Here is a 17192-nt window from a genome sequence, read left to right as displayed (position 1 = left end):
CCCCCCCCACACACAACCTTGGGTTTGGTTAAGGCCATGATTTTCACCATTCTGTGGAAATATTTAAAGTGGGCTGGATATGCGTGTTCGGCCAATCTCGATTGTTTATTTGGTGCTCTGAGAGAATAATTATTTAGCTATTGAAATTGCTGTGCTTATTCCTAATGTTTATTTAAAAGTGTCAATGTTGACAGTATTTTTCGTTAATGAATTTGCGCATGCTGCAGAGGATTACTCCAATAAGGGAATACAGGCTATGTCACAGGTGCATTTATTAAAAACGCTTCAATGCTTTACTGCTATTGGAGGATTAGTGCTGATGGGTAATGCCTATGCAGCCCCGCTGTCTTGTCCAGACGTCTCAAGTATTAAGGCAGTGAGTATTCACTTCTCAGGCGGGGTGCAGGAGTGGAGTGGTGAGCAGCTTGTCGAGGATAGCTCGATGGTTGAGGGGTTCAGCTTTTCAGGCGCGGCGATCAAGCAGGGAACAGACAGCGAGACGAAGTTGCCTTATAACTATGTGACCTGCGATTACGTGGGAAAAGGCAAGAGCGACTATTTAAGGCTGTCCAAGCGTTTTACCTTGCCTCCAGTGGCTAAAGGCAGTGCTTGGAACGAGCACAAGGAATGTAAAAATAACACTGTCACAGACTGTACTTTTGAGCTAATGAACTCAAAGGGCCCTGCGAAATTGACATTGCCTCCTCAGTAGAAAGGCGAAGCCATCAGGTGCTGGGGCTGACCTGACGGCACAAATTTAATTAAGTCCACTTTATGAAAAACCCGCAGGAGTGCGGGTTTTTTGCTGGAGTTTGATTAGACGGCGCTGGGTGTATCGAACCCTTGCTGTTCAATCACCCGGAACACGTCGCTCACGTCCTGAACCAAAATGCGTGCGGTATTGGCGATGTTGTTCAGGTCGCGTTCTGTGAAATCCGGCAGGCTGGAACAGGCCATCAGGTTGAGGTGTTCAATGGCCGCGTTGAGGCGTTCGCGCAGGCAGGCGTGGAGGTCGAGCAGTGGGGCGTCGCTGTCGATGAGAAGCACGGGGTAGTCGGTGGCGGTTTCGGTGCAGGGGGTGAAACGGCGGGGTGGAAGCTGTTGGGTCATGGCAAATATCCTCGTATCTGAAAAGGACTACCGCCATTCGCTGCGAAACGAAGTGGGTGGTAGCTGTGCGCGGGTTCGCAGACCGAGGATACGAGGAACCCGGCAGACCCGGAGGTCTCCCACACACAGCCACCATAAAACAGACGACGGGCGCCGAAGCGCTCATCGTTGTATTCATGATGCTTGGTTACACACGTATCGTTAGGGCTGCGAAACCCTATCGCTGATCAACGCCAGCGACGGGGCGAACTATAAGCGGCGAGTTGGCTGACCGCAACGGTCCTGTAGGACGGACACCAAGCCCTCAGGCCACACAGGCCAAATGTGGGAGGGGGCTTGCTCCCGATTGCGGTGGGTCAGTCACAGCTATTGGAGCTGGCACACCGCTATCGGGAGCAAGCCCCCTCCCACAGGGGATTTAATCGTCTGGATTTATCGGGGAATGATCCGTGGGCTTATCGGACGTTGCCTACTCGAAATAGGCTAATCCATTTACTCGTGATCAATATCCAACTTCGCAAACGTCACCCTTGCCCCCTCCTTGCTGTCCCCACTGTTGTCCTGCACATACACCCCCGCCTTGAAGTACAACGGCTTGTCGCCCCAGGCAGCGCCAATGCGTTCATTCCACTCGCTGTCGGCCGCGTACACGCTGAGCAGCCCGGCTTTATTGAGATTGATAACGTAGGTGAAGCTCTTCTCCAGTGGCACGTTGGAGGCGACGATGATGACCTGGCTCTCGGCCTCATCCGGGCGCATGCGCACCTTGGCGACGATGTTGCCGGTCTGGAGTTTCTCCTTGAACTGGTACTCCAGCTTGATCAGTGGTTTCTGGCTGTCATAGGCGTGGATCTGGCCGATGACGACTTTGCCGGAGGTGGGTACCTGGTTGACCGTGAGGGTGGCGCGCAGGAAGTTGTCGGCCTCGGGGTAGGTCCAGTTGCGCAGGCGCCCGTCGGCGTAGGTTTCGCGCAGTTCGCTGCGTGGGTAAATGGCGTTTTCGGTGCGGGTGCCGGTCACGGGGGTCCAGAACTGCACATCGCTGCCTTCGGCCTGGAAGTATTGATCGTTGAAGCCACTCAGCAGCCTTGGGGTGTCGATGGTCGTGGGCGGGGAGCCGACCGGAATGCTCAGGTTCCAGGTGGAGAGGTCGATCATGGTGTTGGCCTTTTACAGAGGGTGAAAACGTTGGCCCAGAGGCCTTACCGGTTCTTTATAGGCGGTGCTGGTGCAATTGTTAAACAATCGCTGGCAATTAATTGGCGTCAGAGGAATGCCAAAAAGCCATGTTGCCCATGAGCCGCGGGCTGCAGGGCCTTACCGTTAGTCGGCTTCCTGGCTTTTGTTTCAATGAGGGCATCCACGTCACTTCTGCTTTTTTGGAACCGAGGCTAGAGTGAGCCCTCAGTATTTATCCGGGTTTGGTAACAGAACTGACCGGTGCAGCTCCCCAAGGAAGAGACGTAGCATGGATTGCGCTCCACACCCAGGCGATGCCAGTTCGGTCCTTTTGGTGGTCGATGACTACCCGGAAAATCTCGTCAGCATGCGTGCGCTATTGCAGTGTGAAGACTGGCGGGTAATGACCGCCGCTTCCGGCCTGGAAGCCTTGGAATTGCTGCTGGCCCACGACGTCGACCTGGTGTTGCTGGACGTGCGCATGCCCGGTATGGATGGCTTCGAGGTGGCACGTCTGATGCGTGGCAGCCAACGCACGCGCATGACGCCGATTATCTTCCTGACAGCCACTGCCCATTCACCCGATGCGGTACTTGAAGGGTATGCCAGCGGTGCGATCGACTACCTGTTCAAGCCGTTTGACCCACTTATCCTCAAGCCCAAGGTGCAGGCGTTGCTGGATCACCAGCGTAATCGCCGCGCTTTGCAGCGCCTGAGCCATGACCTGGAACTGGCCCGCGCCTTTAATGCCTCGGTGCTGGATAACGCCGCCGAGGGCATTCTGGTGGTGGGCGACACCAGTGTGATCGAGTACGCCAACCCGGCCATTTCGCGGCTGCTCAATGCCACGATGGCCGAGTTGCAGGGGGAGAGTTTCCTCAGTTTTCTGCAAAAACCTCATGTGCCCACTTGGCTGGGCTTCCCGATGTACGAGGCGTATCGCAAGGGCCAGACGTGGCGCCAGCACGATGCCATTTTGCGTACGGGTCGCGGGCAGCAGGTGCCGGTGGCGTTATCCTGCGCGCCCTTGCCTGCCGAGCAGCAGGCGATGGTGGTGACAGTGCTGGACATGTCTGAAGTGCGCCACCTGCACCAGCAGCTGGAGTTCCAGGCCGTGACCGACCCGTTGACCGGGCTGCTGAACCGGCGGGGTTTTCATCAGGCGGTGGAGAATACGTTGCTGCGCGGCGAACGCAGTGAGCAGGCGCTGGTATTGCTGTACCTGGACCTTGATGGCTTCAAGCGAGTCAACGATACGTTGGGCCACGACGCCGGTGATCGCGTGCTGCGTTGGGTTTCTGAACAAATGCAGGCATGTCTGCGTTCCTACGACATTCTCGGACGCATTGGCGGGGACGAGTTCACCGCCTTGCTGGAGCTTGAGTTCCCCGAACAGGCTGCGAAGATCGCGGAAAAGCTGATCGAGCGAGTGTCTGTGTGCCAGCAGGTCGACGGTCTGGATGTGATGCTCGGCGTCAGTATTGGCATTGCGACGTTTCCGGATTGCGGCTCGGACCTGAGCGGTCTGTTACGGGCAGCAGATATCGCTATGTACGAAGCCAAGCGCGCCGGACGTCAGCAGTATCGTTACTACGACCAGGAAATGAACGGCCGCGCCCGTTCGCGGCTGATGCTCGAAGACAGCGTACGCACAGCCATTGCGAACAAGGATTTCACCTTGGTGTACCAACCCCAGATGTGCCTGGATGATGGGCGTCTGCGCGGTGTCGAAGCACTGTTGCGCTGGCAGCATCCGAGTGTCGGCGATGTGCCACCAGGTTTGTTTTTGCCGCTGTTGGAAGAGGCGCACTTGATCAGCCAGTTGAGCACCTGGATCTACCAGCAAGTCGCTGCTCAGCGCCAGGCCTGGCAAGCTACCTTCGACCCTGAGCTGGTGCTGAGCGTGAGCCTGAGCAGCAGCCAGTTCAATATGCCCAACCTGGCCAACCAACTGCAGCAGGTACTGGAGCGACATGGGCTGCGTGGGCGGCAGTTGGAGGTGGAAATCGGTGAAGACTGCCTGATGAATAATCTTGAGGAGTCGACCAAACAATTGCAGTTACTGCGCCGCATTGGCGTGCGTATAGCCCTGGATGACTTTGGTGCTGGCCACTGCTCCCTGGCCCATTTGCGCGATCTTGCGTTCGACACCCTCAAGCTTGACCCGCAGTTGGTGGCGCGCCTGCCAGGCTCGTCGCGGGATGCCGCAATGGCCCGCAGCATCATCCAGTTGTGTGGGCATTTTGATGTGTTGGTGATCGCTGAAGGCGTAGAGACCGTTGAGCAAACAGAATGGCTCAAGGCCAATGGCTGCACGTATATCCAGGGGCCGTGGGCGGCGTTGCCGTTGACGGCCGAGGACGTTGCAGGCTGGTCGTACCCTCGCGTGCGTTGAATTCGCTACACTGGCGCCCGTCCCATTTGCGTTGCACACCCCCATGACTGCGTTGAAATACCTCCAGGCCTATCCCGCTGCGCTTCAGGAGCAAGTGCGTCAACTGATCGCCAAGGATCAGTTGGGTGCCTATCTGGAGCAGCGTTACCCCGAACGCCACGCCGTGCAGAGCGACAAGGCGCTGTACGCCTACGCGCTGGCCCTGAAGCAGGAACACTTGCGCAACGCACCGTCCATCGACAAGGTGCTGTTCGATAACCGGCTGGACCTGACTCATCGCGCCTTGGGTTTGCACACCACGATTTCGCGGGTACAGGGCGGTAATCTCAAGTCCAAGAAAGAGATTCGCATCGCTTCGCTGTTCAAGGAGGCCGCCCCGCAGTTTCTACGCATGATCGTGGTGCATGAACTGGCGCACTTCAAGGAATCGGACCACAACAAGGCGTTCTACAAACTCTGCCAATACATGATGCCGGACTACCATCAGGTGGAATTCGACCTGCGGGTGTACCTCACCTGGCGCGATTTGCAGGGCAAGCCCTAACCACAAGGCGACAGACCATGGATGTGAGCAAGACCAAAAGCAGCTTCTATCGCCGCCTGTATGTGGCGTATTTGATCGACAGCCAGTTGGCCAGCAGCGTCCCGGCGCTGACCGAGGCCACTGGCATGCCACGGCGCACGGCCCAGGACACGATTGTGGCGTTGGCCGACCTGGATATTGTGTGTGAGTTCGAGCAGGAGGATGGTGCGCGTAACCATGCGGGGCGTTATCGGATTCGGGATTGGGGCGCGATTGATCGGGGGTGGATCGAGGCCAATCTGGCGTCGATCAAGCAGGTGTTGGGCTACCCCTGAGTTCAGCAGTGGCTGGACTGACGCTATCGCGGGCAAGCCCGGCTCCCACAGTTGAATGCGTTCCAATGTGGGAGCTGGCTTGCCTGCGATGGCGCCCTCAGATGCGCCGCATACCAATATGTGGAATATCGTCCTCCAGGTATTCCTCACCCGCCACCACAAACCCATACCGCCCGTAATACCCCTGCAAGTGCGCCTGGGCCGAGAGAAAAATCGGCGTTTGCGGCCAGATATCCTCAATACGCTCAAGCGCCTTTTCCAGCATTTGATGCCCCAGCCCGGTGCCCCTTGCCGCTGGCGAAACGATAACGCGGCCAATCACCACATCGCCGCCCTGAGACTCCGGGTCTAGCAGGCGCAAGTAAGCCACCAGTTCATTGTCGTCCCAGGCCATCAGGTGATGGGTGTCTCCGGCCAGGTCCTGCCCATCGATGTCCTGATACGCGCATTTCTGCTCGACGACAAATACCTCGCTGCGCAAACGCAGGACGGCATATAGCTGGTCCTTGCCCAAGTCGTCGTGATGTTTGCAAACCCAATCAACCGTCATGATGTGTGCTCTGATAAAGACGTGCCTGGATAGTAAGCGTGGCGGGCGCCGCTGTCTAAAATTGGCAAATGTGTGAATGGCGTCAATTTGCCATCATTGAGTGCGTGCGCCGTTGGCTTCTTTGTGTAATCTGCAGTGCACGCTCATTGATGAGCTACTGTTATCAGGCCACTGCCTGCCCGCCAAGGACTTTGAGCATGCCGCGATTGACTCGTGCCGTTGCTTTGATCGCCGTGTTGTTACTGGCCCAACCGGTGTTGGCACAACGCCTGCGCCTGGTGGCGGATAGCTGGCCGCCGTTTACCGATGCCACCCTGATCAATGGCGGCCTGGCCACGGATATCGTCAGCACGGCCCTGGCCCGTGCGGGGTATGCCAGTGATTTTGACCAGGCGCCTTGGGCTCGCGCCTTGAAAGGGGTGGGGGACGGACGCTACGACGTGCTGATCAACGCCTGGTACGACGAGGCCCGTACGCAGTTGGGGCAATTTTCCGGCGAGTATTTGCTTAACCGTGTGCGCTTTCTCAAGCGTAGCGACGATCCCATTGCTTATCGCAACCTGACAGAACTGCACGACGAGACGATCGCCGTGGTGCGCGGTTACGCCTACTCGGCAGCGTTTGACCAAGACACGCTGTTGCAGAAAGTGCCGGTGCACAACTTTGCCATGGCCGTGCGCATGTTGGCGGCCCGGCGCGTGCGGTTGACGCTGGAGGATGAATACGTAGCGCGTTACTACCTGGCGCGGGAATCGCCGCGGGTGCGCAATGCCGTGGCATTTGTGGGCGAGCCCTTGAGCCAGAACAGCTTGCATATCCTGGTCAGCCTGAAGAACCCCGAACACGCGCAGATTGTTGCCGGTTTTGATCGGGAGATTGCACGGATGAAGGCGGATGGCAGTTATGCGCGGTTGATGAAGGCGCATGGGATGTAGCGTCTGTGCGGGCCTCATCGGGGGCAAGCCCCCTCCCACAAGGGACCGGCATACACCAATCGAATGTGGGAGGGGCGGTGCGACGATTCGACTTGCCCCCGATAGCGGCCTAAGCCGCGCTGGTGTCTTTGATCAAGTGCGCGGCCAACGTGCGCAACGGCCCCAACTGCCGACAGATCAACGCCAACTGCGTTTGCACCAGCCGCTGCGCCTCATCGATCTCATCCGGCATTTGCTCCAACTCTGCCGCCAACCCTTCCTCGGCATCACTCTGGATCGCAATCGGCTGTTTGTTGGCCAGGCCGCTGGCGATCTCATCAATGCTTGCCGCCAGGCTGTTGCCTGCGCCTTCGATCAAATGCTCACGCACGTCGGCCGGTAGCTGGGTTTCGCGGTGCGCACCCAAACCCGACAAATAGCTGAGCAAGGTGTGTGACAGCACCAGAAAGCGAAAGCCTACGTCGGCCTCCTTACGAAAATGCCCAGGCTCCATCAGCATATTCGCCAGCGTAGTGGATAGCGCGGCATCGGCGTTATGCGCGTTGCGCCGGGCCAGGCGGTAGGCCAGGTCGTCGCTCTTGCCGGCGGCGTATTGCTGCATGATCTGGCGCAGGTAGATGCTGTTGCAGGTCAGGGTATTGGCCAGCACTTTGTTCAGGCGCCGGCCTTGCCAGTCCGGCAGGAACAGGAATACCGCCAGCCCCGCGATCAGGCTGCCAAGCAGGGTATCGAACAGGCGAGGCAGAAACAGCCCGTAGCCATCGCCCACCTGGTTGAAGCAGAACAGCACCATCAGGGTGATCGCTGCAGTCGCCAGGGTGTAGCGCGTGGTGCGGTTGATAAAGAACACCAGGCCCGCAGCGATGGCGAACATCGATTGCACGACCGGGTTGGGGAACAAATCGAACAGCGCCCAGGCCACGGTCAGGCCGATGGCGGTGCCGATGATCCGCTGGCCGAGTTTGCGGCGGGTGGCGCCGTAGCTCGGCTGACAGACGAACAGGGTGGTGAGGATGATCCAGTAACCTTGGGACGCGTGGATGGCGTGCAGGGTGCCATAGCCGATGGTCAATGCCAGTGACAGGCGCAAGGCGTGCCGAAACAGCAATGACGTCGGCGTGAGTTGGGTGCGCAGGCGCGTCCACATTTCCTTGAAGTTACGCGGGGCGCGGTCCAACAGGTTGCTGTCGGTAGCGTCGGCCAGGGCATCGGGGTTGCTGGCGTCGCCCAGCAGGCGGTCGAGGGTGGACAGGTTGGCGGCCAAGGCGCGCAACGAGCGCAACAGGCCACGCCAGGCGGGGTTGCTCTGGATGCGCAGGTGCTCCAGGGAGGCGTTCAGGTCGCCCAGGGCCTCGGCGAAGCTGTCGTCATAGATGAACGGTTGGCGCAGTTGGATCGATTCGGCCAGGGTCTGGCAGGCTTTGCCTTGCTGGCGCAGCAGGCGCTGGCAGCGAAACAGCACATCGCTGTGGAAAAAGGCATCGGTCAGGGCGTTGTACGGGTAGTGAGACGAACTGGCGCGTTCGTGGATGTCCTGGGCCAGGAAATACAGCTTCAGGTAGCGGCTGACCTTCGAGCCCGGTCGACCATTGCCGACACGGTGCAGAATGATTTCCTTGGCCGCATTCAGCGCGGCGACCACCCGGCCATTTTGCTGGGCCAGTTCCAGGCGCCGGGCTTCCACATCCAGTTGGCGGATCGGCTCGAACAAGGATGACTTGAGCTTGAGATAGCGCCCCAGCTCACGGAACAACCGCGCCAGGCTCTGCTGCACCGGCTGGTTGGAAAACAGCGCCTGCCACACCACCGACAGCACGCCGTACCAGGCGGCGCCGGCCACCAGCAGCAGCGGCTCATGCCAGAAGTCGGTGACGGCGCCGCCGCGCTGGTCCACGCCGATCATGGTGTAGACCGACAGAATCAGGGTGGCCGAGGCAATCGCGCCATAGCGTTCGCCCAGCGCACCGAGCATGGTCAGGGAGAAACTGGCCAGGGCCAGGGCGATGGCAAAGATCCAGGGGTAGGGGAACAGCAATTCCACCGACAGCGCGGCGATGCTGAAACACACCAGTGTCACCGCCAGGGCGTTGAGGCGGCCCTGCCAACTGTCATCAGTCTCGGCCAGGGCACTGGCGATAATCCCCAGGAACAGCGGGATCAACAGCGTCATTTCATCCTGGTACCAACACAGCGCCATGCTGCCGGTGAGGGCGATGAACACCCGTACGCTGTAGCTGAATTTATCCAGCGCCCACAGGCGCCGCATGGACTGCTTGAACGAGGTCGATGACATGAAGTCTGGAGTCTTCCGGGACGTTGTCGCTAAATTGAGCTATCAAGGACGCCACGGCAAGTGTGGTGATCACATCCAACAGCAAATTTTTCAAGATCACTACAAAACCAATGTGGGAGGGGGCTTGCTCCCACATTTTTACTGCTTTGTGTCAGGCGTATTGCGCGGCTGCGTAGCCCGACGCCCAGGCCCACTGAAAGTTGAACCCGCCCAAGTGACCGGTCACATCCAGCACTTCGCCGATGAAGTACAGGCCAGGGCTTTTCAGTGATTCCATGGTCTTGGACGACACTTCCCGCGTGTCCACTCCACCTAAGGTTACCTCGGCGGTGCGATAGCCCTCGGTGCCGGCCGGTACGAGTTGCCAGCTCCCAAGCTTTTGCGCGATATCGGCAATTTCAGCATGGGTGTACTGCTTCATCGGTTTGGATTCGAACCAGCTTTGGGCCAGCAGGTTGGCCATCTTCTTGGTGAAAATCTCCCCCAGCAGGGTCTTCAGCTCGCTGTTGGGATGCTCGGCCTGTTGCTGTTGCAGCCAGTCATGGGCGTCATGATCGGGCAACAGGTTGATTTCCACCGTGTCGCCGGATTCCCAGTAAGACGAGATCTGCAAAATCGCCGGCCCGCTCAGGCCGCGATGGGTGAACAGCATGTTCTCGCGAAAGCTCTGGCCGTTGCAGCTCACCAGGCAATCCACTGAAGTGCCGGATAACTCACTGCACAATGGCTTGAGCTGGTCGGTGATGGTAAACGGCACCAGCCCGGCGCGGGTTGGCAGCAGTTCGTGGCCAAATTGCTTGGCCACTTGATAGCCAAAACCGGTGGCGCCCAATGTGGGGATCGACAAGCCACCGGTGGCAATCACCAGCGACTCGCAGTGCAACTCGCCGAGCGTGGTCTGCAATTGGTAGCCGCTATCGAGCCTGGCGATTTCCTCGATGGAGGTGTCCAGGTGCAGGCTCACGCCGGTCTGGATGCACTCATCGAGCAACATGCCGAGGATGTCGCTGGACTTGTTATCGCAGAACAGCTGGCCGAGTTTTTTCTCGTGGTACGGCACGCCGTGCTTGGCCACCAGCCCAATGAAATCCCACTGGGTGTAGCGCGCCAGGGCCGACTTGCAGAAGTGCGCGTTATGCGAGAGGAAGTTGGCAGGCTCGGTGTACATATTGGTGAAGTTGCAGCGGCCGCCACCGGACATCAGGATCTTCTTGCCGGCCTTGTTGGCGTGGTCGATCAGCATCACTTTGCGCCCACGCCCGGCGGCGGTCAGTGCGCACATCAAGCCTGCCGCGCCGGCGCCAATGATTACAACTTCGGTCGAGCGCAAAACGGTGTCCTCATACAAATTCTGAATTGAAATACAGTCAAATGTGGGAGGGGGCTTGCTCCCGATGGCGGTGGTTCAGTCACATCTATATTGACTGAGACTCCGCTATCGGGAGCAAGCCCCCTCCCACATTTGAATCTCCATTGGTGTGCGAGATATTTACAGGATCCGCACGCGCAACGACCGGCCTTTGATCTTGCCGTCATTCAAGCGCTGCAACGCCTGCTTGGCGATCCCGCGTTCCACGGCCACGAATGCCTGGAAGTCAAAGATCGCAATCTTGCCGACCTGGGCGCCCGGAATGCCGGCTTCACCGGTCAATGCACCCAGAATGTCGCCTGGGCGGACTTTGTCTTTACGCCCGGCGGCGATGCACAGGGTGCTCATCTGCGGCAGTAGCGGGCCACCGCTTTGCGGCTTGAGGTTGTCCAGTTGGTCCCAGTTCAGCGGCGACTTCTGCAGTTGCTCGATGGCCTGGGCGCGGTGCGCTTCGGACGGCGCCACCAGGCTGATGGCGATACCGGTCTCGCCAGCACGACCGGTACGGCCAACGCGGTGGATGTGGATTTCCGAGTCGCGGGCCAGTTCGACGTTGATCACCATGTCCAGCGAGTCGATGTCCAGGCCACGGGCAGCCACGTCGGTAGCTACCAGCACCGAGGTGCTGCGGTTGGCGAACATCGCCAGTACCTGGTCACGGTCGCGTTGTTCCAGGTCGCCGTGCAGGCCGACGGCGGAAATGCCTTTGGCTGTCAGGTGGTCGACAGTTTCCTGCACTTGCTGCTTGGTGAAGCAGAACGCCACGCAGGAAGCCGGGCGGAAGTGCGCGAGCACCTTGGTCACCGCGTCCATGCGCTCTTCCGGCGAGATTTCGTAGAAGCGCTGTTCGATCTGGTCATCGGAGTGGAACGCCTCGGCCTTCACCTGCTGCGGCGCACGCATGAACTTGGACGCCAGCTGCTTGATGCTCACCGGGTAGGTGGCCGAGAACAGTAAAGTCTGGCGGCGTGGTGGGGTCTTGCTGATGATGTCTTCGATGGCGTCGTAGAAGCCCATGTCGAGCATACGGTCGGCTTCGTCGAGGATCAGGGTGTTCAGGCCATCCAGTACCAGCGAGCCTTTGCGCAGGTGCTGCTGGATGCGGCCCGGAGTGCCGACGATGACGTGAGCGCCATGCTCCAGGGAGGCGATCTGCGGGCCGAGGGACACGCCGCCGCACAGGGTCAGCACCTTGATGTTGTCTTCGGCACGGGCCAGGCGACGGATTTCCTTGGCGACCTGGTCGGCCAGTTCACGGGTGGGGCACATCACCAGCGCCTGGCAACCGAAGTAACGTGGGTTGATCGGGTTCAACAGGCCGATGCCGAAGGCGGCGGTCTTGCCGCTGCCGGTCTTGGCCTGGGCAATCAGGTCCAGCCCCTTGAGGATCACCGGCAAGCTTTGCGCCTGGATCTGCGTCATCTCGACGTAACCCAGCGAGTCGAGGTTAGCCAGCATGGCGGCGGACAGGGGCAAAGTATTAAAAGCGGTGGCGATGGTAGTCACGGGACTGGCTCTGCAAAACAAAATGTCGCGCAGTGTACCAGCCCTGTGGGATTTTCCCCGCAAGTTCTCGACGAGAAGCCCGTCAGTGCTCGATATCGTGCTCGCGGCTGACCATGCGTTTGCCGTCTTTTGGCGACAATTGCAGGAAGATCGCCGCCGCCAGCATCGCCATGATGCCCACGGTGAGGAAGGTCAACTGGAACGCGCCGAGGACACTTTCCACACCATCATTGCCGGCTTCGGCAGTAAACCCGCCAAGCAACGCGCCGGCACAGGCCACGCCGAGGCTGAGGGACAACTGCGCCACCACCGACAACAAACTGTTGCCGCTGCTGGCCTGGGCGTCGTCGAGGTCGATCAGGGTCACGGTGTTCATCGCGGTGAATTGCAGGGAGTTGATCGCCCCCAGCACCGCCAGCATTGCCAGCAGCAGCGGGTAGGGCGTGTGCTCGCTGACCAGGCCCATGCTCGCCAGCATGATGCCCAGAGCCAAGGTGTTGCCGGTCAGCACGATGCGATAACCGAGGCGCTCGATCAACGGCCTTGCCACGGATTTGGCAAACATCGCCGCCGCCGCGAGTGGCAGCATGCTCATCCCGGCTTCCGATGGCGAGTAACCCAGTGCCACCTGCAACAGCAGCGGTACCAGGAACGGCAGTGCGCCGCTGCCCAGCCGCGCAAACAGGTTGCCCAGAATGCCGACGGCAAAGGTGCGGGTCTTGAACAGCACCGGCGAGAACAACGGGTTATCAATATGCCCGGCGCGCAGCCAGTACGCCGCCAGGCAGGCGAACCCGCCGAACAGCAGCAATATGACCCGCAGGTGCGGCAGGTGCAGTTCGCCCAGGCCCTCCATGGCGATGGTGATCAGCACCATTGCCGCGCCGAACAGCAGGAAACCCAGGCCGTCGAAGCGCGTGCGTTCGCTGCCGCGCAGGTCGGGAATGAATTTCCACACGGCATAGCAGCCGATCATGCCCACCGGCAGGTTGATCAGGAAGATCCAGTGCCAGGTCAGGTATTGCACCATCCAGCCGCCCATAGTCGGGCCCAGTAATGGACCGAGCAGGCCGGGGATGGTGATGAAGCCCATGATGCGCACCAACTCGGAACGTGGATAAGCGCGCAGCACCACCAGCCGCCCGACCGGCAGCATCAGCGCACCGCCCAAGCCCTGGATCACCCGTGCGCCCACCAGCATGGTCAGGCTGCTGGACAACGCGCACAGCAGCGAGCCGAGGCTGAACAGCATGATCGCGCCAAAGAAAATCTTCTTGGTGCCAAAGCGGTCGGCGATCCAGCCCGATGCGGGGATCAGCAGGGCGACGGTGAGCATGTAGGCAATCACCACCCCCTGCATGCGCAGCGGGTTCTCCGCGAGGTCCCGAGCCATGGCCGGCAGAGCCGTGTTGAGGATCGTCCCATCCAGCGATTGCATGAAGAAGGCAATCGCTACCACCCAGGGGAGCCAGCGGGCGGTCTTGGCATCGAGAGGGGCACGATTCGGCATGGGGACCCTTTTATTAGCAGGCTATGTGTTGGCGATTATGCGCCATTCGTCGCTCATTTTCCCACTGGCGGTTCGTCTAAGTCCGACAACGTTGCGTGCTCTCCGACCAGGAAATCCAGCAATGCACGGTGAACTGCCAGCGCCGCCTCCCGAGACTCCAGGTCCAGCAGGTGGCCGGTATGCTCGGCCACCGCAAAGCTGCTGCGGCCTACATATTGTTTGAACAGCTGGGCCTCGGCGGCCGGGGTGTATTCGTCCAGCGCACCGTTGAGAAAGTGCACCGGCGTCTCGATCTGTCGCAGCGCCGGCAAGTAGTTGCCATCGCCCAAGGCCAGGACCTGGTGAATGTGAAAGCGCGCCTGGCGGTACTCGGTAGTGGCCATGGTCGACAGGTGCCGATGGTTGTTGCGCTTGAGGCGCGGCGACAGGTATTTGCCGACCGTCTCGTTGAGCAGGTGGCCGACCGCAGATTTGTCATCGGCCTCGATCAACACGCGAACGCGCTCCACGTATTCGAGCATGGCCTGGTTGAGGTTGGGCGCCAGGGCCATCACCACCGAGCTTTCGATGGAGGGCGGGTTGTGCGCCAGGGTCAGCAGCGTAGAGATGCCGCCCCACGAGGCCGACACCAGATGGTTGACCTCAAAGCGTTCCACCAGGGCACGCAGGATTTGCACCTCGTCGTCCTTGGTGACCAGGTCAAGGTCGGTGTTGTGCTCGCGCGAGTAGCCGGAGAACGGCAAGTCGAACAGCAGCACATTGAAATGCTCGGCCAGGCATTTGCTGGTGCGGGCAAAGGAGCGCGTGGTGGACAGCGCGCCATTGACCATCAGTACGGTTTTTCTATGCGGATGGTTACCGAGCTGCTCTACGTGAACGTTGTAGTGTTTGAACAGCTTCTCTATGACAAAACTTCCATGGTTCATCTGAAGGCTCCAGCTTGCCCAGTCCAGGCAAGGTCATGCATCACGTGCGGGCACGTGGGTGGGGTGGCGGGATGCCATCAAGCCTTATAACGAGGAATCAGGGAGGGGACAATAGGCGGATTCGCCAAATGAGAGCACCGCAGAAAGTTTACCAGTGGGAAGGGATTTGCCTGACAGATGAGTCCACTTACAGGCAAGTCAGGCAAAGATTGGTTTAAGCCAACACCAATACGGTAGTTTCTTTACTGTCGAATGGTGAGTCGCCAAGAGGAACTTTGATACTCCACAAGTCGATATGGCCATCAATGACGGCGACAGAATGGCTGGAGTTGGCAAGGGTACCTATCGCTCCATTTTTTAATTCCTCAAGAGTGCCGCTGCGCATAGAGTGCTTGAGCCCAAGGCGTGTTAACGCTTCACCAGGGTGTTCTCCGTCGTTCAAGGTGTCCATTGCGGTCTTAAAGTTCTGGCTGGCCCGGTGGTCATTGTTTTCGTTCTGCGCCCGCTTTGCGCTGGCCGCATATAGAAAAACGGCATGTCGCAAGACCTTGCCGCTACCAGCGAATCCTGTGTGCTCCATGGCTTGAAGCAGTTCTTGATGGGTCAGGGTGATGCGGACATCGTCGCGCATCACTACGTCATAACCTTCAGGTGTCCGGGTTATCTTTTTATAAATACCCTCTGGATGGCTGCCGAACTTGGCCATCGCCGCCTTGATGGCTGACACCGTGACACAGTTACCTTCGGTGACTTGAAAGAAATCTCGCCATATGTTTTTTGGTCTGATGCCCGAGTCGGTGGTCGAGCGAACAATTGTACGGGCGGGGGCATCATCTTTGCGGGTGTAGGCAGCATTGAATTCGCCTTTTTCCAAGTGGCGATTGTTGATGCGACTATTATCGTAAGGGGTTGGATAGTTGAGGCCATTCAGTGGAGAGAAACCGATATTCATAGTAATTGACTCGGGGTACATAAAGGAGACTGTCGGTGAACAGGTTGTCTGAGAACTGACGGTGAGGATTTATTATTATGCGAGTTGATATCCGTGGGTGTGTACCTTCTCATCCCCAGGAAGGTTTTTACCTTCCTTTATGAGCCTGCCGTTGTAGAACAGCCCACCAGCGTTACTGCCGATCAACACGGTCAGGCCATCGGCATCGCCTGCTCTTTCCATGTATTTAATAGATGAGCTCACGCCCATCCCTTCCAGAACATTTTTTACCGTACGGCCATCAATTTTGCCAATCAATGCTGCTTCGAAACTCTGCCCAAAGGAGCGCACGGGGGGCTGGAGTTGTTGACGTTTGATGTAGGCTGCGAAGATGAAGTTGGCGTCCTTTATCATGCCATCATCGTGCCCGATAAATAAGGAGTGTTGTTGGGCTTGCTCAAGTTCGTCCCGCGAGAGGGTCAATTCAAATCCGTCCCTAAAGGTGACCTGATAGGCGTTATGGGCGAATTTTACATTTGAAAAAAACATCGGTTGGGCTCTGCCCGAACTTGGACATCAGCAATTTTATGACATCGGCGTGGGTTGAAGTCTCACCTTGAAAGACAAAAGGTCTTTGCGTATAAAACCTGGTGACCAGGTTATCTGGTTTCTGTCCATTTCGTTTGGCAGAAAGCTCCGGAAGTTCATGGTCGGCCTGAATATCACCTTCAGGGGGAAGGGGTTCGAGCGTGAAGGTGGAAGGTGTTGATATCTGAGGGACCGCAATAGGCGTCGGCATGGAGGTGTGGGGGGCCTTAAGGACAATAAAGCTTTCTATCCATTGTGGTACCTTTTTCTTGTGCCCGTAGTTTTCCATAAAGCCGTCATTAATCATGCCGCGCTTACTCGAAAATACCTTCATTGCCGGTACGGCTACCTGGTTCCCTACGTCCTGAGACCACACATGCTGTAGTTGGTAGTCAAGCCCTAAAAGCTTTAAACCCTCGTACCCGCTGATCCCGTAATCAGAAGAACTCAGAACAGCACCAAAGCTGTGTTGGTGAATATGGGTGCGATAATCGATTTTTCTGTAGTTGTATTGTGCTTCAAGGTGCTTGCGTTTATTCATGATCGCAAAAATAAAGCGTGCATCTTTTAGCATGCCCTCATCGTCGCCCGCAAACTTGGCATGGTGGGTAGCCAGTGCTAGTTCATCGTTGGATATATGCAGTTTGAAGCCGTCTTTCATGGTGATGTTGTAGCCGTTTCCGGTGTCCTTGACTTCATCAAAAATACTCAAGGGGCTCTGGCCGAGGCCCGACATGGCGGCCTTAATTACCGCCACCCAGTCATCGTGGTCATAACGGCCAAAGTAGGGGTATTTTTCATAGGTGGCATACAAGCCAGTCCACAAGTTACTGGGTGGGGCGCCTCTATCTTTTCCTGACATGACATGTGTTGCGGGTGTTTCGGTAGGCACGGCGCGGAGGAGGTGTGAAGACAATAGTTTGTTTTCAGCGCTCGACGTGTTATTTGCGGATTTGCCCTTTGTTTGTGAATAGCTATTTACGCTCGACCGATGACTGCCGGTGGGCGTCGAAATGCTCAGGCTCATAAGTATGCTCCGCAG

The 17192-nt window shown here is 58.2% G+C and carries 16 protein-coding genes; 5 read left to right on the top strand and 11 right to left on the bottom strand.

Annotation, left to right across the window (positions count from 1 at the left end; all coding sequences use genetic code 11):
* The first annotated feature begins 151 nt into the window (after positions 1 to 151).
* Positions 152 to 712, top strand: coding sequence for a DUF3757 domain-containing protein (locus E4P01_RS01045; RefSeq protein ID WP_248129857.1), 561 nt, complete (start codon positions 152 to 154; stop codon positions 710 to 712).
* Positions 713 to 816: 104 nt separating this feature from the next.
* Here the strand turns inward: E4P01_RS01045 and E4P01_RS01040 are convergent, their stop codons facing one another.
* Both E4P01_RS01040 and E4P01_RS01035 read right to left on the bottom strand, forming a co-directional pair.
* Entirely contained in the window at positions 817 to 1110 is a 294-nt protein-coding gene (locus E4P01_RS01040; RefSeq protein ID WP_216090416.1) for a fructose-bisphosphate aldolase, read from the bottom strand.
* Between the two features lie 492 nt (positions 1111 to 1602).
* Positions 1603 to 2268: a polysaccharide lyase family 7 protein gene (locus E4P01_RS01035; RefSeq protein WP_216090415.1), complete on the bottom strand. Its 666-nt coding sequence runs from the start codon at positions 2266 to 2268 to the stop codon at positions 1603 to 1605.
* Positions 2269 to 2578: 310 nt separating this feature from the next.
* On the opposite strand from E4P01_RS01035, the gene E4P01_RS01030 reads away from it, so the two are divergent.
* The 3 genes from E4P01_RS01030 to E4P01_RS01020 are packed head-to-tail and all read left to right on the top strand — an operon-like array spanning position 2579 to position 5542.
* Positions 2579 to 4684 carry an EAL domain-containing protein gene (locus tag E4P01_RS01030; RefSeq protein WP_216090414.1) on the top strand — a complete coding sequence of 702 codons (2106 nt, stop codon included), beginning with the start codon at positions 2579 to 2581 and terminating at the stop codon, positions 4682 to 4684.
* A 43-nt stretch (positions 4685 to 4727) separates the two neighbouring features.
* Entirely contained in the window at positions 4728 to 5228 is a 501-nt protein-coding gene (locus E4P01_RS01025) for a M48 family metallopeptidase (protein ID WP_032879017.1), read from the top strand.
* A gap of 17 nt (positions 5229 to 5245) precedes the next feature.
* Complete coding sequence (locus tag E4P01_RS01020) at positions 5246 to 5542, top strand: winged helix-turn-helix domain-containing protein (protein ID WP_216090413.1); 297 nt, start codon at positions 5246 to 5248, stop codon at positions 5540 to 5542.
* Between the two features lie 97 nt (positions 5543 to 5639).
* Here the strand turns inward: E4P01_RS01020 and E4P01_RS01015 are convergent, their stop codons facing one another.
* A complete protein-coding gene (locus E4P01_RS01015; RefSeq protein WP_078822536.1) occupies positions 5640 to 6092 on the bottom strand; it encodes a GNAT family N-acetyltransferase in 453 nt (150 codons plus the stop codon).
* Positions 6093 to 6289: 197 nt separating this feature from the next.
* Here E4P01_RS01015 and E4P01_RS01010 point away from each other — a divergent pair, with 197 nt between their 5' ends.
* Positions 6290 to 7027, top strand: coding sequence for a transporter substrate-binding domain-containing protein (locus E4P01_RS01010; protein WP_216090412.1), 738 nt, complete (start codon positions 6290 to 6292; stop codon positions 7025 to 7027).
* A gap of 109 nt (positions 7028 to 7136) precedes the next feature.
* Here E4P01_RS01010 and yccS read toward each other — a convergent pair whose 3' ends face one another.
* The 8 genes from yccS to E4P01_RS00970 form a co-directional block, all read right to left on the bottom strand.
* Positions 7137 to 9320, bottom strand: coding sequence for a YccS family putative transporter (yccS, locus tag E4P01_RS01005; RefSeq protein ID WP_078822535.1), 2184 nt, complete (start codon positions 9318 to 9320; stop codon positions 7137 to 7139).
* Positions 9321 to 9471: 151 nt separating this feature from the next.
* The gene (locus E4P01_RS01000) at positions 9472 to 10650 is read right to left on the bottom strand and encodes an NAD(P)/FAD-dependent oxidoreductase (protein WP_032879024.1); all 1179 of its coding nucleotides are present in this window, start codon (positions 10648 to 10650) and stop codon (positions 9472 to 9474) included.
* Positions 10651 to 10809: 159 nt separating this feature from the next.
* A complete protein-coding gene (gene dbpA, locus E4P01_RS00995; protein ID WP_232289440.1) occupies positions 10810 to 12147 on the bottom strand; it encodes an ATP-dependent RNA helicase DbpA in 1338 nt (445 codons plus the stop codon).
* Between the two features lie 130 nt (positions 12148 to 12277).
* A complete protein-coding gene (gene mdtD / locus E4P01_RS00990) occupies positions 12278 to 13705 on the bottom strand; it encodes a multidrug transporter subunit MdtD (protein WP_148854082.1) in 1428 nt (475 codons plus the stop codon).
* Positions 13706 to 13758: 53 nt separating this feature from the next.
* On the bottom strand, positions 13759 to 14631 hold the full coding sequence (locus E4P01_RS00985; protein ID WP_032879030.1) for an alpha/beta hydrolase: 873 nt from the start codon (positions 14629 to 14631) through the stop codon (positions 13759 to 13761).
* Positions 14632 to 14845: 214 nt separating this feature from the next.
* Positions 14846 to 15583, bottom strand: a complete 738-nt coding sequence (locus tag E4P01_RS00980) for a hypothetical protein (RefSeq protein WP_216090411.1) — start codon at positions 15581 to 15583, stop codon at positions 14846 to 14848.
* 75 nt (positions 15584 to 15658) lie between these two features.
* Positions 15659 to 16111, bottom strand: a complete 453-nt coding sequence (locus tag E4P01_RS00975) for a hypothetical protein (protein ID WP_216090410.1) — start codon at positions 16109 to 16111, stop codon at positions 15659 to 15661.
* Positions 16080 to 17177, bottom strand: a complete 1098-nt coding sequence (locus tag E4P01_RS00970; RefSeq protein WP_216090409.1) for a hypothetical protein — start codon at positions 17175 to 17177, stop codon at positions 16080 to 16082. Before E4P01_RS00970 ends, E4P01_RS00975 begins: the two co-directional genes overlap by 32 nt.
* Positions 17178 to 17192 lie beyond the last annotated feature (15 nt).

The organism is Pseudomonas sp. NCIMB 10586 (assembly GCF_023127895.1).
Classification (GTDB): domain Bacteria; phylum Pseudomonadota; class Gammaproteobacteria; order Pseudomonadales; family Pseudomonadaceae; genus Aquipseudomonas; species Aquipseudomonas synxantha_A.
The sequence above is the reverse complement of the archived record's forward strand: the minus strand, read 5'-3'. Positions and strand labels throughout refer to the sequence as shown.